The 22203-nt window shown below is 70.1% G+C and carries 15 protein-coding genes and 2 pseudogenes; 9 read left to right on the top strand and 8 right to left on the bottom strand.

Going from position 1 to position 22203, the window contains the following annotated elements; all coding sequences use genetic code 11:
• Positions 1-435 (top strand): annotated as a pseudogene (locus QK444_RS10885) (hypothetical protein); the annotation flags it as partial.
• 140 nt (positions 436-575) lie between these two features.
• Here QK444_RS10885 and QK444_RS10880 read toward each other — a convergent pair.
• From QK444_RS10880 to QK444_RS10870, 3 genes are all read right to left on the bottom strand, one after another.
• The gene (locus QK444_RS10880) at positions 576-3107 is read right to left on the bottom strand and encodes an FtsX-like permease family protein (protein WP_282779447.1); all 2532 of its coding nucleotides are present in this window, start codon (positions 3105-3107) and stop codon (positions 576-578) included.
• The gene (locus QK444_RS10875) at positions 3107-3883 is read right to left on the bottom strand and encodes an ABC transporter ATP-binding protein (protein WP_029931541.1); all 777 of its coding nucleotides are present in this window, start codon (positions 3881-3883) and stop codon (positions 3107-3109) included. Before QK444_RS10875 ends, QK444_RS10880 begins: the two co-directional genes overlap by 1 nt.
• Positions 3884-4004: 121 nt before the next feature.
• On the bottom strand, positions 4005-5819 hold the full coding sequence (locus tag QK444_RS10870; protein ID WP_282779451.1) for a serine/threonine-protein kinase: 1815 nt from the start codon (positions 5817-5819) through the stop codon (positions 4005-4007).
• A gap of 202 nt (positions 5820-6021) precedes the next feature.
• Between QK444_RS10870 and QK444_RS10865 the strand changes: the two genes are divergently transcribed.
• The 3 genes from QK444_RS10865 (at position 6022) to QK444_RS10855 (ending at position 9054) form a co-directional block, all read left to right on the top strand.
• On the top strand, positions 6022-6792 hold the full coding sequence (locus tag QK444_RS10865) for a deoxyribonuclease IV (protein WP_282779444.1): 771 nt from the start codon (positions 6022-6024) through the stop codon (positions 6790-6792).
• A 121-nt stretch (positions 6793-6913) separates the two neighbouring features.
• Complete coding sequence (locus QK444_RS10860) at positions 6914-8125, top strand: CaiB/BaiF CoA-transferase family protein (RefSeq protein WP_282779449.1); 1212 nt, start codon at positions 6914-6916, stop codon at positions 8123-8125.
• Positions 8122-9054, top strand: coding sequence for a hydroxymethylglutaryl-CoA lyase (locus tag QK444_RS10855; protein WP_282779442.1), 933 nt, complete (start codon positions 8122-8124; stop codon positions 9052-9054). The genes QK444_RS10860 and QK444_RS10855 overlap by 4 nt, the downstream gene beginning before the upstream one ends.
• On the opposite strand, the gene QK444_RS10850 is transcribed toward QK444_RS10855, so the two are convergent.
• Entirely contained in the window at positions 9041-9301 is a 261-nt protein-coding gene (locus QK444_RS10850; protein ID WP_282779440.1) for a hypothetical protein, read from the bottom strand. The two genes, QK444_RS10855 and QK444_RS10850, sit on opposite strands and share 14 nt — an antisense overlap.
• Positions 9302-9614: 313 nt before the next feature.
• Here QK444_RS10850 and QK444_RS10845 point away from each other — a divergent pair, with 313 nt between their 5' ends.
• Positions 9615-10145 (top strand): hypothetical protein, encoded by a 531-nt coding sequence (locus QK444_RS10845; protein ID WP_282779438.1) that lies wholly within the window; start codon positions 9615-9617, stop codon positions 10143-10145.
• Between the two features lie 251 nt (positions 10146-10396).
• On the opposite strand, the gene QK444_RS10840 is transcribed toward QK444_RS10845, so the two are convergent.
• A complete protein-coding gene (locus QK444_RS10840) occupies positions 10397-11518 on the bottom strand; it encodes an acyl-CoA dehydrogenase family protein (RefSeq protein WP_282779436.1) in 1122 nt (373 codons plus the stop codon).
• Positions 11519-11527: 9 nt separating this feature from the next.
• The gene (locus tag QK444_RS10835) at positions 11528-12697 is read right to left on the bottom strand and encodes an acyl-CoA dehydrogenase family protein (protein WP_143979591.1); all 1170 of its coding nucleotides are present in this window, start codon (positions 12695-12697) and stop codon (positions 11528-11530) included.
• A 232-nt stretch (positions 12698-12929) separates the two neighbouring features.
• Here QK444_RS10835 and QK444_RS10830 point away from each other — a divergent pair, with 232 nt between their 5' ends.
• On the top strand, positions 12930-13676 hold the full coding sequence (locus QK444_RS10830; RefSeq protein WP_282779435.1) for a hypothetical protein: 747 nt from the start codon (positions 12930-12932) through the stop codon (positions 13674-13676).
• 672 nt (positions 13677-14348) lie between these two features.
• Here QK444_RS10830 and QK444_RS10825 read toward each other — a convergent pair.
• The gene (locus tag QK444_RS10825; protein ID WP_282779433.1) at positions 14349-16124 is read right to left on the bottom strand and encodes a DEAD/DEAH box helicase; all 1776 of its coding nucleotides are present in this window, start codon (positions 16122-16124) and stop codon (positions 14349-14351) included.
• Positions 16125-16739: 615 nt separating this feature from the next.
• Here QK444_RS10825 and QK444_RS10820 point away from each other — a divergent pair.
• Positions 16740-17612, top strand: a complete 873-nt coding sequence (locus QK444_RS10820; RefSeq protein ID WP_282779432.1) for a carbon-nitrogen hydrolase family protein — start codon at positions 16740-16742, stop codon at positions 17610-17612.
• A 494-nt stretch (positions 17613-18106) separates the two neighbouring features.
• Entirely contained in the window at positions 18107-18748 is a 642-nt protein-coding gene (locus QK444_RS10815) for a phosphoribosyltransferase family protein (RefSeq protein WP_282779430.1), read from the top strand.
• 42 nt (positions 18749-18790) lie between these two features.
• Here QK444_RS10815 and QK444_RS10810 read toward each other — a convergent pair whose 3' ends face one another.
• Positions 18791-19324 (bottom strand): gamma carbonic anhydrase family protein, encoded by a 534-nt coding sequence (locus QK444_RS10810; RefSeq protein ID WP_282779428.1) that lies wholly within the window; start codon positions 19322-19324, stop codon positions 18791-18793.
• Between the two features lie 632 nt (positions 19325-19956).
• Between QK444_RS10810 and QK444_RS10805 the strand changes: the two are divergent.
• A pseudogene (locus QK444_RS10805) lies at positions 19957-22203 on the top strand (hypothetical protein); the annotation flags it as partial.

The raw sequence follows: 22203 nt of genomic DNA, 5'->3' as shown, positions 1-22203 counted from the left end.
GGCCAGCCGAACCCGCAATCCGTCCCCTTCAACCCGCAGGCAGGGCAGGTCGGACCGCAATCCGCCCCGCACAGCCCGCAGGCAGGGCAGGTCGGACCGCAATCCACGCCGTACAACCCGCAGGCGGGCGCGCCGAAGCCGCAGGCCGCGCCGCACAACCCACAGTCGGCCCCGCTCAATCCGCTACCGGGACAGCCGAATCCGCCGTCGGCGTTCAATCCGAGCCAGTCCATGCCCCGCCCGGCTCCCTACGCGCAGTCCGCGCCGTTCACCCCGCAGGGCACCCCGCCCCAGCCGTACGGATATCAGAATCCGCCCACGAACTACGGTCCGCCCCACCAGGGTTCCGGTTCCAACACCGGTATCATCCTCGGTATCGTCGCGGCGGTGATCATCGCGGTCATCGCGGTGATCGTCATCGTGGCCCTGGCCTGACATCGCCGACGGCCCACCCGCACGTCACTTCCGGCACCTGCTCGCCTGCACCGGCGCCCAGCGCGCCACCCGAATATTCCTCTCACGCCACCGCCCCCGCGCCGATCGCGCGGGGGCGGAAGGCATTCGCGCGGAACCGCTTACAGATCCGCGATGGCCGCCAGCGGTGGGGTGCGGGCCGCGCGCACCGCGGGCCACAGCGCCGCCAGCACGCCGACCACGCCCGAGGCGATGAGCATGCCCACGATCTGCCCCCACGGCACCGCGATGGTCCCGAGGCCGAGATCCTGCAGGGTGCGCAGGAATCCGATGCCGAGACCCAGGCCGAGGATGACGCCGACCACAGCACCGAAGATGGCGATCAGCATGGACTCCAGGTAGATGGAGCGCCGCACCTGCGGTCGCTGCATGCCCACCGCGCGCAGCATGCCGATCTCGCGGCGGCGTTCCACCACCGACAGCGCCAGGGTGTTGACGATGCCGAGAATGGCGATCACCACCGCCAGGGCCAGCAGCCCGTAAAGGATGGCCAGCATGGTGTCGATCTGACGCCCCTGCACGCCCTTGAAGTCCTCGCGGTCCATCACCTGGACATTGCCGTACTTCTCGGTGGCCTGCTCCAGATCGGTGCGCAGCGTGGCGAGGTCGGTGCCCGGCGCGGCATCGACCGCCACCATGAAACTGCTCCGGAAGCTGGTCGGCACCGTCTGCTCGTAGAGCGACATGGGAGCCACCAGGGCTTGCAGCAGCTGGGTGTCCGCGTAGATGCCCGCCACCTCGACCTGGTACTTCTTGCCGTCCACGCCGGCTACCTCGACGGTCTGCCCGACCTGCCAACCATTGTCGGAGGCAAGGGTTTCCGAGGCCAGAATCTGGTTGTCCCCGAGGGAATCGCTGCCCTGCTGGATCTCGTAGGACAGCACGCGGTCCAACGGCCCCTCCGGCACCGTGCCGAAGACCTGGTCACCGCCGACCTTCAGGGCGAGACCATGGAAGGCCACCGCTTCCTCGACACCGGGCACCGCCTTCACCTCGTCGGTGGCCTGCAGTGGAACGCCGATGAGGGCGCCGGGCGGACCCGACAGCATGTAGTCGGCCTGCACTCCCTTGTCCACGAGCTCCCCGACGCTGGCCTTGGCCGAGGCGCCGAGCATGCCGATGGCCGACACCAGCATGAGTCCCAGGGTGAGCGCGAAGGCGGTGGCGGCGGTGCGGCGCGGATTGCGGATGGCGTTGTTGCGCGCCATCCGGCCGACGGGACCGAACGGTCGCACCAGCACACCGAGCCCGGCCAGCACCGGGCGCGACAGCGCGGGCGAAGCGAACAGCACCGCGAGAATCAGTGCGGCCGCGCCGATTCCGACGGTGGCGGCGGCATTGCCGCCGGTGTTCTGCGCGCCCAGCACCACCAGCGCCACACCGATCACGGCCAGTACCGCACCGGCGATGGTGCGCAGCCGCAGCGATTCGGAGTGCGAGGCGAACTCCTCCCGCATGGCCTCCACCGGTGGCACCCGGGCGGCGCGACTGGCGGGCGCGTAGGCGCTCACCACGGTCACGACCACGCCGAGCACCAGCGCCACCGCCACGGTGCGCGGCAGCACGGCCATGGCCCCGGTGGGCAGCCCCAGGTCGAAGGCGTTGAGCAGCGCCGCGAGGCCGTAGGCCAGACCGATACCGGCGGCGAGACCCAGTGCGCTGCCGACCAATCCGACGATCAGCGCCTCCCCGACCACCGAGCGGCCCACCTGTCCGCGGCTCGCGCCCACCGCGCGCAGCAGCGCCAGTTCCCGCAGCCGCTGGGCGACGAGCATGGAGAAGGTGTTGTAGATGATGAAGGTACCGACGATCAGTGCGATGGCGCCGAAGGCGAGCAGGAAGTAGTTGATGAACTTGAGCGCGTCACCGAGCTGCTGTTTCATGTCCTCGCGGACCTCGTCACCGCTCTGCACTTTGTAGTCGGGTAAGGCCGTGACGATTTCGGAGCGCAATTGGTCCGGGTCGGTTCCGGGTCGTGCCGCGATGTCCAGGTAGGCGACGTGCTTGCCGTCGGTGAACAGCCGCATGGCCTCGTCGTAGTCGAATTGCAGGCCGATGAAGCCGCCGGTCGCACCGCCGCCGTCGAGCTGGTAGATACCCGAGATGGTGGCGGCCACATTGCCTTTCGCGGGTGTGACCACCGTGACCGGATCGCCGACCCGGAGTCCGGCCCGGTCCGCACCGCCCTGGTTGATGGCGACCTGCCCGGGTTCGGAGGGCGGTCCGCCGTCGACGAACCGCTGTGGTTCGGCCACCGCACGCTCCGGCGGCAGGTACGCCTCGCCGATGGTCGGCGCGCCGCCGGTCTGGACGACCTTGCCGTCCTTCAGCAGGGTGACCGGGCCGTTGGCGCCCGGAGCCACGGTGCGCACACCATCCATGGCGGTGACCTTGTCGACCAGGGTGAGCGGTACCCCGATGGACTGCTGCTCCTCCGGGCTGATCCGGACATCCACGCCCCTGGCCTGGTTGGCGAAGATATTGTCGAAGGTGCGCTGCAGGGTGTCGGTGAAGACGAACGATCCCGCGATGAAGGCGGTCCCGAGCACCACCGACAGCACGGTGAGCACCAGGCGCACCTTGTGCGCGGCGAGATTGCGCAAGGCGACCTTGCGCATGGGGCTTCCGGACATCAGATCGTCTCCAGGGACTTGATCTTGTCGAGGACGGAATCGGCGGTGGGGTCGCGCAATTCGTCGACGATCCGGCCGTCGGCCAGGAATACGACGCGGTCGGCGAAGGAGGCGGTGCGCGGATCGTGGGTGACGATCACGACGGTCTGATCGAATTCGTCCACCGCCGCCCGCAGGATCGACAGCACCTCACCCGAGGAGTGCGAATCCAGGTTGCCGGTCGGCTCGTCGCCGAAGATGATGTCCGGCTTGCCCGCCAGCGCGCGGGCACACGCCACGCGCTGCTGCTGGCCGCCCGACAGCTCGGCGGGCCGATGCCCGAGGCGATCGGTGAGGCCGAGACGTTTGACCACCGTGGCGATCCACTCCTCATCGCCCTTGCGGCCCGCGATATCCAGGGGCAGGGTGATGTTCTCCATCGCGGTGAGGGTGGGCACCAGGTTGAACGCCTGGAAGACGAAGCCGATACGGTCGCGGCGCAGACTGGTCATCTGCTTGTCGGACAGCGTGGTGAGGTCGGTGTCACCGATGTGCACGGTGCCCGCCGTGGCCGAGTCGAGACCGGCCAGGCAGTGCATGAGGGTGGACTTGCCCGAACCGGACGGGCCCATGATGGCTGTGAATTCCCCCCTGGCGAACTCCGCGGACACTCCGTCGAGCGCCTTGACCTGCGTATCACCGGAACCGTAGAGCTTCACCAGATCGGTCGCGCGGGCGGCGACCGAGGCGGGGGCCGACTTGTCGAGGGCGACGGAAGCCGAGGCGTCTGAAGTCATGGTGTCCAGTGTGTCGAGGATCGCGACCTGACGCCATCGGGGAACACCCGGAAACACGCACCCTCAGGAAATTCACAAAAGCCCACGACAACGGGTGAATCGCGGGCTTTCGCGCAAGCCGTCAGTTCAGGGGGGCCGACCGCCACCAGGTCAGCACCTCGTCCAATGTGCCCACGATGCCGTCGGTGTACATGAGGTACTGGGTGCGGTTGTCGTCACCGGTGAACACCGTGACCATGCGCGGCCGGTCGCCACCGAACTGGTAGTTGGTGTAGGTCTTGCCACCGTTGGTGTCGGTGGTCCGCTGGTCCGGCGCCAGCGCGGCGACCACGGCCTGCGCCTCGGCCGCCGTGGCGTAGGCGTAGAGACGGTAGAACGGGTCGGCGTTGTCGGCGCCGCCGAAGCAGCGCCACTGCACCGCCCACGTCTTGAAGTCGGGTTCGCCCTCGGTCTTGTCCGGCGGGCTGTTCGGATCGGCCAGGTAGCAGCTGGCCCCGTTGTAGCCCACATCGGCGGAGGCGGTGGCGGGCACCATGTTCGGGAATTCGGCGATCAGGGACTGTGCGTCGACCGGCCGGTCGGCCACCACCGTGGTGGTCGCCGCGGTCGTGGTCGTGGTGCCGCCCGAGGTGGTGGTCGTGCCGCTGTCGCTCGCCGCGACGATCACCACCACGGCGACGACCAGCAGCAGGACCACACCCACGATAGCGGCGATGATCAACCCGGCATTGGACTTGCCCGGCGGCGGATGCCCGTGGAAGCCCTGAGGCGGCGGTCCCGATGGCGGCGCCCCGCTACCCGCGAACTGCTGCGCGGGGAAGGAGGGCGGCGGGGTGTACCCCGGCTGCGTGTACTGGTTGGCCTGGCGGGGCGCGGTGTAATTCGGCTGCGCCGGCGGGGTCAGCGTGCCCGCGGTGGTGCCGGGCTGCTGGAACGGTGTGTGCGCGGTGCCGGGCTGCTGGTACGCGGTGGGCGCGGTGCCGGTCTGCTGGTACGGCGTGGGCGCTGCCGTCGCGGTGGGCGGTTGCGTGGGCGGCCGCAACTGCTGGAGCAGCTGCGGCGGGGCGGTGTTCGGATTCGACAGCGGCACGGCGGACGCGCCCGGCGATGCCAGGGCGCGGCGGGCGGCGGCGGCGAACTCGGCGCAGCTGTCGAAGCGCTCGTCGGGACGCTTGGCCATGGCCTTGTGCAGCACCACGTCCAGGGCGGGCGGCAGACCGGGGCGCGCGGTGCTCAGCGGCGGCGGCGGATTCTGCAAATGGCCCTGGATGACGGCGGCGGGATTGGTGGCCGCGAACGGTCCCGCACCGGTGAGCAGCCAGAACAGGCTGCACGCGAGGGAGTACTGATCGGAGCGGCCGTCCAGCGCCGAGCCGGTCAGCTGTTCCGGGGAGGCATAGGCCAGGGTCGCGGTGAAGGTTCCGGTCTGGGTGAGGTGGCCGGTGTCGTCGCGGAGCCGGGCGATGCCGAAGTCGGTGAGGTAGACCCGCTCGCCCCTACCGCCGATGGCGCGGGCGAGCATGATGTTCGCCGGTTTCACATCACGGTGCAGGACGCCGTTGCGGTGCGCGTAGTCGAGCGCGTCGGCGGTCTCGGCCACGATCTGCACGGCCCGCTCCGGGGGCAGCGTCCGGGCGTCCACGCTGGCCGCGTCCGGGCCGTCGATGTACTGCATGGAGATCCACAGCTGACCGTCCTCCATGCCCCGGTCGTAGACGGTGACGATATTGGGGTGGTCGAGCTGGGCGACCAGATCGGCCTCGCGCTCGAAGCGGGTGCGGATCTCCTTGTCGAACACCATGTCCCGGTTCAGCAGCTTGAGCGCGGTCAGCCGGGGCAGGCGCGGATGTTTGGCCAGGTACACCGAGCCCATGCCGCCGCGGCCCAGCTGGCGCTCGATGACATAGCCGGCGAAAACGTCACCGCTGGACAGCATGGCTAATCCCACTTCCGTGTTCAATTCGCCCCCTCCGCTGCGCTCCGGGGCGGGTTCGCGGCGTGTGCCGCATCATTGTTTACCACCCGAATCCAGCTGTGGGGCCGTGTAGGTCTACGGACTTATCTTCCGTCGGGCCGCTTACGCAACAGTTATGGATCGCTTGGCATGGTTGTCGGTGGGGGTCGATACGCTGACCACCATGCGTCTAGGAGCACACGTGCGGATGGACAGCGACCCCATCGGCTTCGGGGAGAAGCTGGGGGCCGATGTCATCCAGATGTTCGTGGTTGACCCGCAGAGCTGGGAAAAGCCGACACCGCATCCGCGCACCGATGAGATCAAGGCCAGCCCGATCGAGGTGGTGGTGCACTCCTCGTACCAGATCAATGTGGCCAGCGTGAACAACCGGCTACGCATGCCGTCGCGCAACGCGGTGGCGCAGCAGGCGAAGGCGGCGGCGGAACTCGGCGCGTTCGGGCTGGTGGTGCACGGCGGCCACGTGCGCTCCGATGCCGAGATGGCCGAGGGGATCGTGAACTGGCGCAAACTGTTCCAGCGCCAAGAGGACAAGGGCGGCTTCGCCGTGCCGATCCTCATCGAGAACACCGCGGGCGGCAATCATGCCATGGCCCGGCATTTCGACAATATCGCGCGGCTGTGGGAGGCCGTCGGCGACTACGACGCGGGCTTCTGCCTGGACACCTGCCACGCCTGGGCCGGCGGTGAGGAACTGCTCGGCATCGTGGACCGGATCAAGGCCATCACCGGCCGCATCGACCTGGTACACCTCAACTCCTCCCGCGACGCCTTCGACTCCGGAGCCGACCGGCACGCCAACCTCGCCGACGGCACCATCGACCCGCAACTCCTGGTGGAGGTGTGCAAGGCCGTGGACGCACCGATCGTGCTGGAAACCCCGGCCGAAGGCGTCGCCGACGACCTGGCCTACCTACGCGAACAGGTCGGCTAGCCCCCGGTCCGCCGCGCGCGGGCAACCCGCACTCGAGTGTTGCCCGGCGTCCGACAATCGCAGCATCGGCCCGACCCGGGGCGGGCACGCAGTCGGCGGCTCTAGAGTTCACGGTGTGACGATGGAGATTCGACCGCTCGACGGGGTGCGGGTGCTGGAATTGGGAAACTACGTCGCGGCGCCGACCGCCGGGCGGATCCTCGGGGACTTCGGGGCCGAGGTGATCAAGGTCGAGCGCCCCAAAACCGGAGACGAGCTGCGGAATTGGCGGCTGTACGGCGGCGATACCTCGATGCTGTACCGGACCGTCAACCGGAACAAGAAGTCCATCACGCTGGATCTGCGCACCGAGGCGGGGCGGCGGATCGTGCTCGAGCTCATCGAGCGGTGCGATGTGCTGCTGGAGAACTTCCGGCCCGGCATGCTGGAGAAGTGGGGGCTGGGACCGGAGGTGCTGTCGGCGGCCAATCCGAAGCTGGTGATCACGCGGATCTCGGCCTACGGGCAGACCGGTCCGCTCGCGCAGCGCCCGGGTTTCGCCGCCGTCGCCGAGGCGGTGGGCGGTCTGCGCGAACTCGTCGGTGATCCGGATCGCCCGCCGGTGCGTGTGGGCGTCTCCATCGGCGATTCCATCGCGGGCATCTACGCGGCCTTCGGCACCGTGATGGCGCTGTTCCAGCGCGAGCGGGTGGATCGGGTGCCCATGGAGCAGCGCATCATCGACGTCGCGCTCAACGAGTCGATCCTGTCGGTGATGGAATCGCTGGTGCCGGACTATCTCGCCTACGGCATCACACGCGAACGTGTCGGCGGGCGCATGGAGGGCATCGCGCCGAGCAATGCCTACCCGTGCGCCGACGGCACCAGCATCATCATCGGCGGCAACGGGGACGCCATCTTCCAGCGCTATATGCGGGTCATCGACCGTCCGGACCTCGCCGCCGACCCGGAACTACAGGACAATGCGGGACGCTGGCGGCATCGCGAACGCCTCGACGCCGCCATCGCCGAGTGGACGCGCCGACACACTCGCGACGAGGCGCTGAAGGTGCTCGAGGAGGCGGCAATCCCGTGCGGGCCCATCTACACCGCCGCCGACCTGGTCGCCGACGAACAGTTGAAGGCGCGCAATATGATCCAACCCTTCCGCGTGGACGTGGGCGAGCCCGAACCCAAGGAGGTCGGCTTCACCGGCATTGTGCCCGTGATCGGCGGTGCGTCGCTGCCCATCCGGTCGGTCGGCCCCGATCTGGGTGAACACACCCGCGAGGTGCTGTCGGGCCTGCTCGGCATGACCGACGACGAGATCGAGGCGCTGGAGGCGGACCGATGAACCGGCACGACGGCGCGGTGCCCCTGCTGCGTGATGTGACCCTGCGCGACGGTCTGCAACTCACCGGCAAAGTCCTTTCCACCGAACACAAGGTGGAGCTCGTGCGGCGGCTGCTCGCACTCGGTGTGCCGGAGTTGGAGATCGGCTCCCTTGCCCGGCCGGACCTGGTGCCGCCCATGGCCAACAGCCTGGAGGTGGTGGCCGCGCTGCGTCCGGAGGAGTTGCGGCGGTGCTGGCTCTGGGTCGCCACTCCGCGGCATGTGGAGAAGGCCGCCGCTGCGGGGGCGCGCAATTTCCAGTACTGCTTCTCGGTCTCCGATGCCCACAACCGGGCCAATATCGGCCGTGCGACGGAGGACAGTGTGGCCGCCATGCCCGCCGCCATCGAACTGGCGCGCGCGGTGGGCGGGCGGATTCAACTCTGTCTCGCCACGGCTTTCACCTGTCCGTTCGGCGGGCCGGTGGATCCCGAGCGGGTACTGGCCATCGCCGCGGATCCGCGCACCGCGGGCGCGGACGACATCGTGCTCGCCGATACGCTCGGCCAAGCGCATCCCGAGCAGGTGGCCGCCCTGGTCGCGGGCGTGCGCGCCCGCGATCCACAGCGGCGCATCGTCTTCCACGGCCACGACACCTGGGGCCTGGGCGTGGCGAACTCCCTGGCGGCGGCCGCGGCCGGGGCCGATGTGGTGGACGGGTCGCTCGGTGGGCTGGGCGGGTGCCCGTTCGCGCCGGGGGCGAGCGGCAACACCTCGAGTGAGGATCTGCTGTTCGCGACCCGGCCGGACTGGTTCACCCCGGCGGTGCTCGGTGAGCTGGTGCGGACGTCCGAAGCATTGCTGACCGAACTCGGCGAGCCCAATCGGTCCCGGACGGTCGAGGGTGCGCGCTCGAAAGCGCAGGCGTTCGAATGGGTTATCCGCGGCTGAAGTCCGCGCGTAGCCGTAACAGCACCAAACCCGCGGTGCACGCCAGAATCAATCCGGCGACGGTGATTTCGACATGTAGTCCGGCGATTCCGAATCCGGCGCCCACCAGGCCGCCGAGGAATATGAACCAGGCGAGCGCCCGGGCCAGGATCTCGGTCATCCGCCGCGGCCGGTCCGCCGCGGAATCCGGAGATTCCACGGGCTGCGCGGCCGTGCGCAGCGGGGATGTCGAGGAAGCTCCCATCATCTACTCCTAGATGACGCCCCCGAGTTCGGCGCTCACGACTTCGTGAACCTGCGCGCGTCCCTCAGCTAATTCCGGGCGTCTCACATGTAACTTTGGTCACACATTACGGGCAGGCAACGGAATGTCCATGCGACACGGACGCGCAACACGCAGAGTTGACCAATTCGATATGTGAATTGCTGCTGTTTGAGATTATCTTGTGACAGCGGAACCCACCGCGCGGGACGGGATTCGAACCGACCGCCCGCGTGGCCTCGGCGGGCGGCCTCCGTTAGGGTGAGCCCCACTCGAGATGAATGAGGAGAGCTCACCGATGGACGGCAGCAACGGCCGCGCGGACGATCACGACGAGCACCGCTCGCGACGACTGCCCGCCCCCATGATGGGCGCGGTCGCCGCCGCCGGAGCGGTCTCCCTCGGCCTCGTCCTCATCGGCTCCTGCGGCCTCGACGGCGAAGACACCTACGTCGCGCCCCCTCCCCTCAACGCCGATCTCCAAGCCGCGCCCACCGGCTACGCCCGCTCCAGCACCACCACCACCCCGGTCATCGTCATCCCGCCCTCCCCCACCTGGCGCGTCGCCGCCGACCGCCCCCCGCGCCGCACCACGACCACGACCACCACCGTCGCGGTCGAGCGCGAGGAGGACCGCGAGTACTCCGACACCGAGACCACCACCCGCACCACCCGCCCGACCACCCCGCGCACGACCCGCCCCACCCCCAGCACCACCGAGCGCACCGAGACGCTCACCCGACCTCCCATCGAAGAGCCGCCGACCACCACCGAGGATCCGCCCACCACCGTGGTTCCGACCTTCCCGGACGAAGAGAGCGGGGAGTAGCCCCCGGACCATCCCCGGCCGGCGGGCGTGCGGCGGCGCACGCGACCGACCTCCGCGATCCCGGAAGGGATCCGCTCCGGGCGAGCGGGAATCCATGGCGGCATCGGACGGAGGGCGGTCCGCCACCAGTTCCCGCTCGGCGGTAGGGACGGGGCGCGTCGCGGGCCGGCGGTGCGGGCGCGGAAGTCCGGCGGAAATGACTGTGGCCCCTCCGATTTCGGAGGGGCCACCGGCGTTCGCGAGGAATCCGGTCAGATTTCGACCAGACCGTAATCGGCGACGCGGTCGGTGAGGACCCGGAGGTGTTCCAGGTCGCCGCCGAGGGTGCGGCCGATGGCGGTCAGGCGGGCGACGTAGTGGCTGACCGGGTATTCGGTGGTGATGCCGATGCCGCCGTGCATCTGCACGGCCTCCTGGCCGATGTGCCGCGCCCCGCGCGCGACCTGGAGGCGGGCGCGGGAAGCGATCACCGGATCCACGGTGCCGTCGGCGAGGGCGGCGGTGGCGTAGTAGCTCATGCTGCGGGCCAGTTCCAGCGAGACGTACATATCCGCGGCCCGCTGCGACAGGGTCTGGAACTTCGACAGCGTGACCCCGAACTGCTTGCGCGTCTTCAGGTATTCGGTGGTGAGTCGCAGCGATTCCGCCATCGCGCCCAGGGATTCCGCACACAGGGCGGCCTGCGCCCGAACCAGCGCCGCGTCGATGGCGGGCCGGGCGTCACCGCCGGTGCCGAGCACTTCGGCGGGGGTGGAATCGAATTCGAGCTGTGCGCCGCGCCGGCCGTCGAAGGTGCGGAAGGGTTTGCGCGCCACCGTATCCGCGGCGACCAGGAACAGTCCGGTGCCGCCGTCGGGCAGCGCCGCGCTGACCACCAGGGTGTCGGCGCAATCGCCGTGCGGAACCGGGTTCTTCACACCGGTCAGCACATACGAATCCCCCTGTGCCACAGCGGTGGTGGACAGCTCCGCGGACGGCCACCGCAGCCCGGGCTCCTCGTGCGCGAAGGCCAGCAGCCGCTGTCCGCCGACCACCTCGGGCAGCACCCGCTGCCGCTGTTCGACGGTGCCCACACTCGCCACCAGCGACCCGGGCAGCAGCACCGCGTCCAGCAGCGGTTCGGGCGCGAGGCAGCGGCCGATCTCCTCGAGCACCACCATGGTCTCGACGGGGCCCGCGTCCATACCGCCGTCCGCTTCACTGAAAGCCAGTCCCAGCACGCCCAATTCGGCGAGCTGCCCCCACACGTCGCGGCTCCAGCCGAGATCGGTGTCGGTGATCTTCAGCCGCGACTCCGGGTCGTAGGTGCGCGCCAGCACCTCGCGCACCGTGTCGCGCAGCATGATCTGTTCATCGGTGAGTTCGAAATCCATGGCGGCGCCTCACAGTCCGAGGATGGTGGAGGCGATGATGGTGCGCTGCACCTCGTTCGACCCTCCGTAGATGCTGGTCTTGCGGTAGTTGAGGTAGGTGGGCCCGGTGATCTGCGCCCACTCCGGGGAGGCGATGTCGGCGGCGTGCACCGGCAGCGCGTCGGGTCCGGCGATATCCATGAGCAGTTCGGTGGCGGCCTGCTGCAATTCGGTGCCGCGCAGCTTCAGCACCGACGACGCCGGATTCGGCTTGCCGTCCAGCGGCTGGGAGACCACGCGCATGAGGGTCAGCTCCAGCGCCAGCAGTTCGTTCTCCAGTTCGGCGACCCGGGCGGCGAAGACCGGATCGTCCATGAGCGTGCCGCCACCCGACTTGGTCTGGGCCGCATACTCTTTCGCCAAACCCAGCTTGACCTTGGTGCGGCCGACGCCGGTGATGCCGGTGCGCTCGTTGCCGAGCAGGAACTTCGCGTAGGTCCAGCCCATGTTCTCCTCGCCGACCAGCTGATCGGCGGGCACCCGGACGTTCTCGAAGAAGACCTCGTTCACCTCGTGGTGGCCGTCGATGAGCTTGATCGGGCGGATGGTGACGCCCGGGGTGTTCACATCGAACAGCAGCATCGAGATACCCGCCTGCTTCTTGGCGTTCGGGTCGGTGCGCACCAGGCAGAAGATCCAGTCGGCGTACTGCGCCAGCGTGGTCCAGATCTTCTGGCCGTTGACGATGTAGGAGTCGCCGTCGCGCACGGCGGTGGTGCGCAGCGAGGCCAGATCGGAACCGGCGTCGGGTTCGGAGAAGCCCTGGCACCACCAGATGTCGAGATTGGCGGTCGGCGGCAGGAAGCGCTGCTTGAGCTCCTCGGAGCCGAACTGGGCGATCACCGGGCCGATCATCTGGGCGTTGAAGGTGAGCGGTTCGGGGACCGAGGCCAGCTGCATCTCGTCCTCCCAGATGTGCAGCTGCATGGGCGACCAGTCCTGCCCGCCCCACTGCACCGGCCACTTCGGCACCGCGAGACCGTGCTCGTTGAGGATCCGATGGGTGGTGACGATGTCCTCGCGGGAGAGTTCGCGGCCGTACTTCACGCGGTCGCGGATCTCGGCCGGGATCTTGGTCCGGTAGAACTCGCGCAGTTCGTCCCGGAATGTCACCTCATCGGGTGAGAGAGCTAGCTTCATCGCGTCTCCAGGCGGTCGCCGTATGTGTTCCGCGTCTCGGTCTTAAAAGACACGGCCAAGTGGGTGTCTCAAAGCTACCACTGGGTAATGGTCGGTCTGTCACTCGCATCACACCGGCGGCGCGGGCTCATCCCCCACGCCGGGCACCCGGCTGGTAATTTGCGGAGGGATCAGCGCGCCCCGGAAAGGCATCCGGTGGCCGCGCCCATCGAAATCTCGAGGAGCAATACGAGTGAACGGCAGGACCCTCCGCCGCGCCGCGTCCGCGACCGCCATCGCGGCCACGGTGGCGCTAGGCACGACCGCAGTCGCCCACGCCGAACCCGCGGAGCCGCAGCCCTCACCCGTCGCCGCGGCCATCCAGCAGCTCACCGACACCGCCGACGGCAATGCCGACGCCGAGGCCGCGGTGCGCTCCACTGCCAAGGCCGCACAGCTCATCACCGCCGCCAAGCTGGGCAATGTGGCGTTCGCGCCGTTCGCCTACATGGCACCCACCATCGGCTGCGGCACCACTATGCCGCTCAGCCTGACCGCGGCCTCCGCCATCGCGGGTGGCACCCCCGACAGCCTCGGCGCCGCCCCCGGCACCATCCGCTTCCAGGCCGTCGCCCAGCACTCCGGCATGCCGCTGGCCTCCGGACTCAGCGTGGTCTGGCTGAACGTGAACAACGGCCGCAGCGGGATCAACATGCTCGACGACGTCTCCGAGTACAACCTCCCCAGCCTCTCCAAGACCGTCGACTCCGGCCCCGGCAACATCATTGCCTCCCTCTGGGGCACCATCGACTACCCCGGCGCCCGCTGCGTGGTCACCCCCTCCGTCGGCCTCTTCACCGTCCCCGACCTCCCGCCCCCGGCCCCGGAAACCCCTGCCGACCCGGCCACTCCCGCCCCGCCCCCCGCCGACTCCGGCTCAGCGGGCGCCCCCGAACAACCCGCCCCCGCAGCCCCGGCCGACACCCCCGCGCCGAACTGACCACGGCCCCAGCCGAACCCGGCATCCGAGCCCGCCACAACCCTGCGGGTTCGCCCGCTACGGCATCACCCCACACCACCCGAGCCCGCCCGAACCGGCAGACTCGCGCCGTACCGGTGGGCTGCGCCGCCACCCACGCCCACCGCCACTACCAGCGGTTTCTGTCGGCGTCACGGAGTGCACTCGAACCAGCCCACCCACCGGTTGCGCGATGCACGGCCCGGTGGATCCCCACGGCCCGTGCGACCGCCATGTCCGCGCGCCCGACCCGCGATCCCATACGGGACCGTTCCGCTCAGCCGCGCCTACGGCCGCCCCCGCGGCGCACACTCTTTCGCCGAGGGGGAACTGGTGGCGGACCGCTCTCGCACCATGCCGCCACAGATCCCCCTCGCCCCCAGTGAGGGCGGTGGATGGTCGGGCGGTGCGGTCTGCCGGGTATCGGGCGCTGACCGCCAGCGCGAGTGCTCGCGACCAGCCGTTGACCAGTCACCCGCCGATTCGCGGCGCGTCCCGGTTCTGGACTGACCGGAGCGGAGGAGCGAAGCGGGGGAGCGGAGGGAGGGAAGAACCGGGACCTCCAGCGCCGCGAATCCGCCCGGAGCGCAGCGGAGGGCAAATCGAACACAGCGAATCCGCCCGGAGCGCAGCGGAGGGCAAATCGAACCCAGCTCAGGCGCGGGGTTTGCGGCGGTCGAAGCGCTTGCCGCCGTCGCGGCGGGGGGTGCGGCTCAGCGGCCGGTGCCCGGGCGGGCCGGAGTCGAGCTGGAGTTGGATGAGCTGGCCGCTGATGCGGGTGCGGCGCAGGGCGTCCAGGGTCTCCGAGGACAGGTCGGCGGGGAGTTCGACCAGGCTGTGGTCGGGTCGGATGCTGATGTGGCCGAAGTCGCTGCGGCGCAGGCCGCCCTCGTTGGCGATGGCGCCGACGATGGCGCCGGGCACCACCTTGTGGCGCTTGCCGACCGAGATGCGGTAGGTGGCCATTTCGGCACCGGTCGCGCGGTGGCGGGACGGGCCTTCGCGGCGCGGACGGTCACCCTCGAAGGAGCGGGAGCCGCGTTCGCGGGGGCGGCGTTCGGGCTCCGGATCGGGTTCCATGAAGAAGTTGTCGCCGTCGTGCGAGCCGACGGCCAGCGCGGCGGCGATATCCACCAGCGGGATGTTGTGCTCGCGCTCGTAGTCCTCGATGAGTTTGCGGAACAGCGCCAGGTTCGCCGCGGACAGGTTCTCGGTGATCATGTCGCCGAACTTGGCGACGCGCTGCGTGTTCACATCCTCCACGCTGGGCAGCTGCATCTCGGTGAGCGGCTGGCGGGTGGCGCGTTCGATGGAGTCGAGCAGGCGGCGTTCGCGCGGCGCGACGAACAGCAGCGCCTCACCGCTGCGCCCGGCGCGGCCGGTGCGGCCGATGCGGTGCACGTAGGACTCGGTGTCGTGCGGGATGTCGTAGTTGACGACGTGCGAGATGCGCTCCACGTCGAGGCCGCGGGCGGCGACGTCGGTGGCGACGAGGATGTCGAGCGCGCCGGACTTCAGCTGTCCGATGGTGCGCTCACGCTGCGCCTGCACGATGTCGCCGTTGATGGCGGCGGCGGAATACCCGCGGGCGCGCAGCTTCTCGGCCAGCTCCTCGGTGGCCTGCTTGGTGCGCACGAAGATGATCATGGCCTCGAAGGGCTCGACCTCGAGGATGCGGGTCAGCGCGTCGAGCTTGCGCTGATAGGACACCTGCACCCAGCGCTGGGAGATGTTGGTGTTGGTGGCCGTCTTGGCCTTGACCGTGATCTCCACCGGGTCGTGCAGGTACTGCTTGGAGATCTTGCGGATGGCGGTCGGCATGGTCGCCGAGAACAGCGCCACCTGCTTGGACTCGGGCGTGTCGCGCAGGATGCGCTCCACGTCGTCCTGGAAGCCCATCTTCAGCATCTCGTCGGCCTCGTCGAGCACGAGGTACTGGAGTTGGGTCAGGTCCAGGGTGCCGCGTTCCAGATGGTCGATCACGCGACCGGGCGTGCCGACCACGACCTGCGCGCCGCGACGTAGCCCGGACAGCTGGACGGCGTAGTTCTGACCGCCGTAGATGGGCAGCACATGCAGGTCGGGCATGTGCGCGGAGTAGCGCTCGAACGCCTCGGCCACCTGGATGGCCAGTTCGCGGGTCGGGGCCAGGACCAGCGCCCGCGGCGATTTGCCGGAGACTTGCAGGCCCATGAGGATCGGAATCGCGAACGCGGCGGTCTTGCCGGTGCCGGTCTGCGCGAGCCCCACCACGTCCGCGCCGTCGAGCAGCGGCGGGATGGTCGCCGCCTGGATGGGCGACGGCGACTCGTAGCCGACATCGGCGATGGCCCGCAGAATGCGGTCATCGATGCCCAGATCGGCGAAGGACGGGCCGGTCGCGTCCCTCTCGTCGTCGATCGAAACGCTGTCGGCCGGTGAGGTGCTCATTGGCCGCAAGTTTACTGCTTGGCAGTGGTCGCCCCGACCATCGGGCCGACCGGGTGAGACCCAGGTAACCGAACGGTCGGCATCGCATACCCCGGTACCACCCGAATCCCCAGCCCCGGCAGCCGTTTCCACCACCACCCCGAATCCCCACCCCAGCCGCCCCGCCGACCCGCCGCACCCGAGCACACCGCAGCATCCACCACCCCGCCGCCCGCACCTCTCGCGGCAGCCCGCCACGACGCTCGGACACGCCCTGACATTCCACGCACTGCGGCCCGCGCGGCATCCGGCCACACCTCAGCCCGCACGTGACGAGGTGTCGGCCTGGCGGGCACCTCCACGGCGCTGAGTGCGATGTTGGCCCTCGCCGCCCGTCCACACCCAGACATCACGCCACACCGCAGCCTCTACACCACGGCATCCCGCAGCGCCTGCACGCCACAGCATCACGTCCGGCCGTCCGTAGACGCCGCGGTGTTTCACCGCCGCCGCGGACGCCCCGACGCGCCACCAATGCCGCGGGTGGGTTCAGCAGCGACCTTTCGGGGCGTCGAGCCGGTGTCGCGCGTATGTTCCCGGTGTCGCCGGACGCCGGAATCGGGTACTTCTGTGTGCATGAGCGCCTTCGCCCACGAACCGGCCACCGCCGTGCACCCGGCCGACGAATCCCCCGCCGGGACCACCGTGGATATCGCGGTGATCCAATTCGGACCCGGCACCGATGTCGAGGCCAATCTCGCGGCGCTGCGGGAGGAGGTGCGGGCGGCGGCGGAGCTGGGGGCCAAGCTCGTGGTCGCGCCCGAGTACTCCATGTACTCGGTGAAGCGGCTGGATGAGCGGGTGGTGGCGATAGCGGAGCCGCTGACCGGACCGTTCGTGAGCGGATTACGGGGTATCGCAGCGGAATTCGGGGTGCACCTGGTGGCGGGCGTGGCGGAGGCGCCGGGCGGTGACCTGCCTGCCGACCGCATCTTCAACACCCTGGTCGCCGCCACGCCCGCGGCGGGGTTCGCCGCGATCTACCGCAAGGTGCACCTCTATGACGCCTTCGGGTTCCGCGAGTCCGAGGTGGTGCTGCCCGGGCCGCTCGACCCGCCGCAGACCTTCACCGTCGACGGTGTGGTGTTCGGTATGCAAACCTGCTTCGACCTGCGTTTCCCCGAGGGCTGTCGACGCATCGCCGAAGCCGGGGCGCAGGTGCTGCTGCTGCCCGCGCAGTGGATTCCCGGACCGGGCAAGGTCGATCAGTGGACCACCCTGCTGCGCGCCCGCGCCATCGAGAACACCGTGTACGTGGCCGCCGCCGACCAGTGCGCGCCCAAGGGCGCGGGGTCCTCCATGATCGTCGACCCCACCGGCGGCGTGGTCGCCGAACTCGGCGAGCACGCGGGCATCGCCACGGCCCGCATCGACCTGGAATACCTGGAGAGCGTGCGCGCCACCAACCCGAGCCTGTCGCTGCGCAGATTCACCATCGGCACCGACTGAACCCGCATTCGCCACCGCCCCCGAATCCCGGGTGCCCGTCCCGCCTCGGCACACGGAGCCGCCCGCCCCCGCATGCCGACGACTCACCCGCCGAACCAGCCGACCTGCCCCCGCACCCGCCCCGGCCAACCGTGCCTGTCAAGCCCACAGACCAACCCAGCGGTCCGCGTCGCCGGTTCCCGAACCCGTGCCGGGTGCTCCCTTCGTCAATCTGCTCGATATGGGTACCCGCTGGGAGCCGTCGCCGACCGATGACGGCACTTCGCGGGCAACGGTGGCGACCATGGCGGGTGGTACGGGGGGCTTCGGGTCGCGCGGATTCGCGCCGACTACTCACGATCCGCGCCGCCCGCCGCGCTGACGGCACGGCACCCGGTCGATCGCTGCGCGGCATTCGGCTTACCCGGTGAGCCGGGCCCGCGTCGGCCCGAGCCGATTCCGTTCGGTCACCGGGAATCCTGCTGGTGGCGGGGAGCACGCCTAGACTGGGGGCGATGATCTATCCGGATCGAGTCGCCGCCGGTCGCGCGCTGGGTGGATCGCTTCGGCACCTGCGCGCGATGAATCCGCTGGTGCTGGGGCTGCCCCGGGGCGGGGTCCCGGTGGCCGCCGCCGTGCGCGACGAGATCGGCGGAGACCTCGATGTGCTGCTGGTCCGCAAGCTCGGGGTGCCGTGGCAGCCCGAGCTGGCCATGGGCGCGATCGGCGAGGACGGGGTGCGGGTTCTCAATGACGACGTGGTGCGGCACACCGGTGTCACCGACGCGCAGATCGCCGAGGTCGAGCGGGCCGAGCGCGCGGAACTGGAGCGCCGCCGTGAACTGCTGCGCGGCGCCGTTCCACCCCTGCCGTTGCGGGACCGGGTGGTCGTGATCGTCGACGACGGTATGGCGACCGGCGCCACGGTGGCCGTGGCCTGCGAGATCGCCGGACTGCACGGTCCACGCCGCCTGATCGTGGCCGTGCCGGTGTCGTCCGCCGAGGCGCTGCACCGCATCCGTGCCCGCGCCGACGACGTGGTCTGCCCGCTGGTGCCACGCCACCTCGGCGGGGTCGGCGGAGCCTACGAGGATTTCCATCAGCTCACCGACGAGGAGGTCGTGGAGTTGCTGCGCGGGCCGCGGCCGGGGAGGTGAGGATGGCCAGGATGCCCGGCGGAGGCCGCACGGTGACGGCGCTCAGTCGGCGGCGACCTCGGTGACACCGGTGCGGTGCCGCTGCGCCAGCTCCGCGTAGTAGGACGGATTGAGCTTGACCCAGCCTTCGGCGGCGGTACCCGCGATGGGCCGCTTGACCTGCGCGGGCGACCCGGCGGCGAGCACACCGTCGGGAATCTCGGTCCCCGGAGCGACCAGCGAGTGGGCGGCGATCATGGACCCCGCGCCGATCGTCGCCATATCCAGCACGGTGGTGCCGTTGCCGACAATGGATTCCGCTCCCACCGTCGCGCCGTGGAACACCACGCTGTGCGCGATGGTCGCGCCCGCCCCGATCTCCACGGTCACCTCCGGCGGGGCGTGCACGACCGCATTGTCCTGCACGTTCGCCCGCTCCCGCACGATGATCGGGCCGCAGTCCCCGCGCAGCACCGCGCCGTACCAAATGGAGGCTCCCGCCTCGACCCGCACATCACCGATGAGGCTCGCCGTGGGCGCGACGAAGGCGGTCGGATCGACCACCGGCCGCTTTCCCTCGAATTCGAAGAGTGGCACGTCGTACAAACTAACCCCCATCGCCAGTAAGCCGACCGCCCGGATCGAAAATCCCTGCGGTTCGCGGTGTTCGGAGCGCGGCACAGTCGAAGCGCGGGCGGCACAGTCGGAACGCGGGCCGCACCAGGGGGGCGCGATCCGCACCAGCAGGGCGCGGGCCACACCAGCAGGGCGCGGGCCACACCAGCAGGGCGCGGGTCCCGGTGCCGGTAGTGCAATCGCCCCCGGGTCCCACGAAGTACGGCACGGCGCCAATCCTTCCAGAGGCATTCACCATCGAGGGGGGACTGGTGGCGGGGCCTGCTCGCACGATGCCGCCACGGATTCCCGCTCGCGGCAAGCGCGGGGACGCGCGAGGTGCGACACGCCGACGTGGTGGGCGGGGTTGCGGCGTTGTGGGCGGGGCGGCCGCGGGGGTGAGGCGGGGCGGGGGGACGAGTCGTGTTGTCGCGCAACGTCGCCCGGGAGCGGTTGCCGACGGGGGATGGAAGGGGGCGGGGCGGGGGGTGAAACGGCCGCTACCTCGTAACACACCGGTCCGCTTCCACTTACTACGCTGTTGCGCGACTCGGCACGCAAGGGTGCGTGGACCGGGTGCGGGTGTCGGCGAGAAAGGCACAGGAGGGCCGCGCTTGATTCTGTTCGGTGATCGTGTCGTGTGCAGCACCGGTGACCTGGTGGAGGCGGCGCGCTGCGAGTTCGCGCTGCTGCGCGCGCTCGACGCCGAACTGGGGCTGCTGGGGCCGGTGGAGTACCGCGCACCGGGCGTCCTGCCGCGCCCGGCGGACGCCGAGCGCGAGCACCGCCTCGCGGACCTGCGCGATCGCTACGGCAGCGGCCTGGTGCGCATCCGCACGGAGTACGACCACCGGATGACGTTCGAGGGTGGTGGGCCGACGGCGGCGCTTCGCCATCCGGCGGCCGGGCATGCGGACCCGGGACGGATTGTCGCGGCGCTCGCCGCCGCGCACGAGGCCACCGTGGCGGCGCTGCGGGCGGATGCCGAGGTGGTCGCGCATCCGGTGCTGTTCGAGGGGGACTTCGCTGTCGGGTGCGACTTCCTGCTGCGCGACGGCGCTCCCGAAGCACACGACTATCTGACCGCCGGGGTCGCCAGCCGCCGAACGCGAATCGGCACCCTGCTGGAACATGCCGCCTGTGCGGATGCGTTGCAGCGCACCGGCTTCCGGCCCGCGCCGCATACCAGGCTCTGGCTCGGCGGGGCGGCGAGCACGCACACCCTGGCCGATATCGCCGTCGTGTACCGGGCGCGGCGGGCGCGGTTGACGTTGATCCTCGACGCCAAGCTGAACGAGTTGCTGCCGGTGCAGTGGGGCGATCGGCGGTTCCTCGCCTGCGGGCAGTGCACCACCTGCACGGCCGAATTGGAGGCGCGGCGGGATCTGCTGCTGGTGGCCGGGATGCGACCGGCGGTGCGGGCGCAGTTGCGGGATGCGGGCATCACGACGGTGGATCGGCTGGCCGCGTCGGACGGGGCGGTGACGGGGGTGCCCGCGCCCACCTTCACGGCGCTGCGCCGCCAGGCCGAACTCCAGTTGCACCGGGAGCATACGGGCCATCCGATCCACACCGTGCTGGATGCCGACGCGCTGGGTGGGCTGCCCGCACCCACCGCCGGTGACCTGTTCGTCTCGGTCACCGCGCCGGAGGCGGGGACCGCCACGGATCTGCTGGTGACCATCGGTTCCGGGGAACCGGAGAACATCTTCCGCACCTTCGTGATCCACGACCGCGCCGACGAGCCCCGCGGCCCCTACCCGGCCGACGATGCTGCGGCCCTGCTGGACTTCCTCGCGGAATGGCAGTGGAATCATCCCGGACTGCGCATCCACCACTACCGCGGCGGCCTGCGACCGCTGCTGGCCGGACTGGCCGACCAGCACCCGGACGGCGAGGACATCGTCGCCGCCCTGCTGCCCCTCCTGTTCGACCTCTACCCCATCGTGCGCGCGGCACTGCTGGTCGGCGAACGCTCCTACGGCCTGCACCATCTGCCCCCGAACCTCTTCGGCCCCAACGACTTCGACGACCTCCCCGAAACCACCCCCGGCCCACCGGAACCCGACCACCACCCACCGATCACCCACGGCCACCACCGCGCACACGCCGCGGTGGCCATGCTGGACCGCACCGTACTCACCGACGTCGGCGACACACGCGTCCTGACCACAGTGGACTCGGTGGACGCGACGCAGGTGGTTGCGACGTCGGCGAGCACGGCTACGACCGACACGGCAATCGCGACGACCGCAGACACGGCCGCCACGGCAACGGCGCCGACCGATACGGGTACCGCCGCATCGGAATCGGGAGCGGCGACGACATCGACCGCGGCCGCGCCGACCGGCATCGCGCGCGCCGACGCAGTGCACGCCGACGTCCCGCACACCCATGACGGACTCGTCGATGCGTCCCGGGTCGATGGGGTGGGGAGCGAAGTCGCTGGCACCGGGCGAATCGACCGTGCTGGGACCGGGCAAGCGGATGCGGTGGGGGCGGGGAGCGCGGCGCCGGAACTCTGCGAGGCCGATGCGGCATGGACCCAGCCGGTGCGCGCCGAATCCGGGGAAACCGGGTCTCGCCCGTATCGCGTGGTCGACGACTTCATGTCGGTCGCCGAACCGGCCGACTCGGTATGGGCGGAGGCGGCTTTCGCGGGTGCGGGGCTCACCGAGTCCCTGCTGCCCGCGGCGGCGCTGACCGAGCTGGAGCACGCCGCGCTCGCGCACCTCGATTCCGATTGCGCGGCCGCGGCGGATGGTGCGGGTGACTGGGTTGCCGTGGCGCGGCTGCGTGACTGGCTGCTGGAGTTGGCCGAGGGGTACGCCGTTCATCCTCGGGGGCGGCCCGATGAGATG

The organism is Nocardia sp. CC201C (genome assembly GCF_030010695.1).
Taxonomy (GTDB): Bacteria; Actinomycetota; Actinomycetes; order Mycobacteriales; family Mycobacteriaceae; genus Nocardia; species Nocardia otitidiscaviarum.
Note: the sequence above shows the minus strand (reverse complement) of the source record. Positions and strands in the feature narration are given on the sequence as shown.

What these genes read in the sequence shown, in the direction of transcription:
- QK444_RS10880 (WP_282779447.1), bottom strand. Translation starts at nt 3,107, where the DNA reads ATGTCCGGAAGCCCCATGCGCAAGGTCGCCTTGCGCAATCTCGCCGCG.
- QK444_RS10875 (WP_029931541.1), bottom strand. Translation starts at nt 3,883, where the DNA reads ATGACTTCAGACGCCTCGGCTTCCGTCGCCCTCGACAAGTCGGCCCCC.
- QK444_RS10870 (WP_282779451.1), bottom strand. Translation starts at nt 5,819, where the DNA reads ATGCTGTCCAGCGGTGACGTTTTCGCCGGCTATGTCATCGAGCGCCAG.
- QK444_RS10865 (WP_282779444.1), top strand. Translation starts at nt 6,022, where the DNA reads ATGCGTCTAGGAGCACACGTGCGGATGGACAGCGACCCCATCGGCTTC.
- QK444_RS10860 (WP_282779449.1), top strand. Translation starts at nt 6,914, where the DNA reads ATGGAGATTCGACCGCTCGACGGGGTGCGGGTGCTGGAATTGGGAAAC.
- QK444_RS10855 (WP_282779442.1), top strand. Translation starts at nt 8,122, where the DNA reads ATGAACCGGCACGACGGCGCGGTGCCCCTGCTGCGTGATGTGACCCTG.
- QK444_RS10850 (WP_282779440.1), bottom strand. Translation starts at nt 9,301, where the DNA reads ATGATGGGAGCTTCCTCGACATCCCCGCTGCGCACGGCCGCGCAGCCC.
- QK444_RS10845 (WP_282779438.1), top strand. Translation starts at nt 9,615, where the DNA reads ATGGACGGCAGCAACGGCCGCGCGGACGATCACGACGAGCACCGCTCG.
- QK444_RS10840 (WP_282779436.1), bottom strand. Translation starts at nt 11,518, where the DNA reads ATGGATTTCGAACTCACCGATGAACAGATCATGCTGCGCGACACGGTG.
- QK444_RS10835 (WP_143979591.1), bottom strand. Translation starts at nt 12,697, where the DNA reads ATGAAGCTAGCTCTCTCACCCGATGAGGTGACATTCCGGGACGAACTG.
- QK444_RS10825 (WP_282779433.1), bottom strand. Translation starts at nt 16,124, where the DNA reads ATGAGCACCTCACCGGCCGACAGCGTTTCGATCGACGACGAGAGGGAC.
- QK444_RS10820 (WP_282779432.1), top strand. Translation starts at nt 16,740, where the DNA reads ATGAGCGCCTTCGCCCACGAACCGGCCACCGCCGTGCACCCGGCCGAC.
- QK444_RS10815 (WP_282779430.1), top strand. Translation starts at nt 18,107, where the DNA reads ATGATCTATCCGGATCGAGTCGCCGCCGGTCGCGCGCTGGGTGGATCG.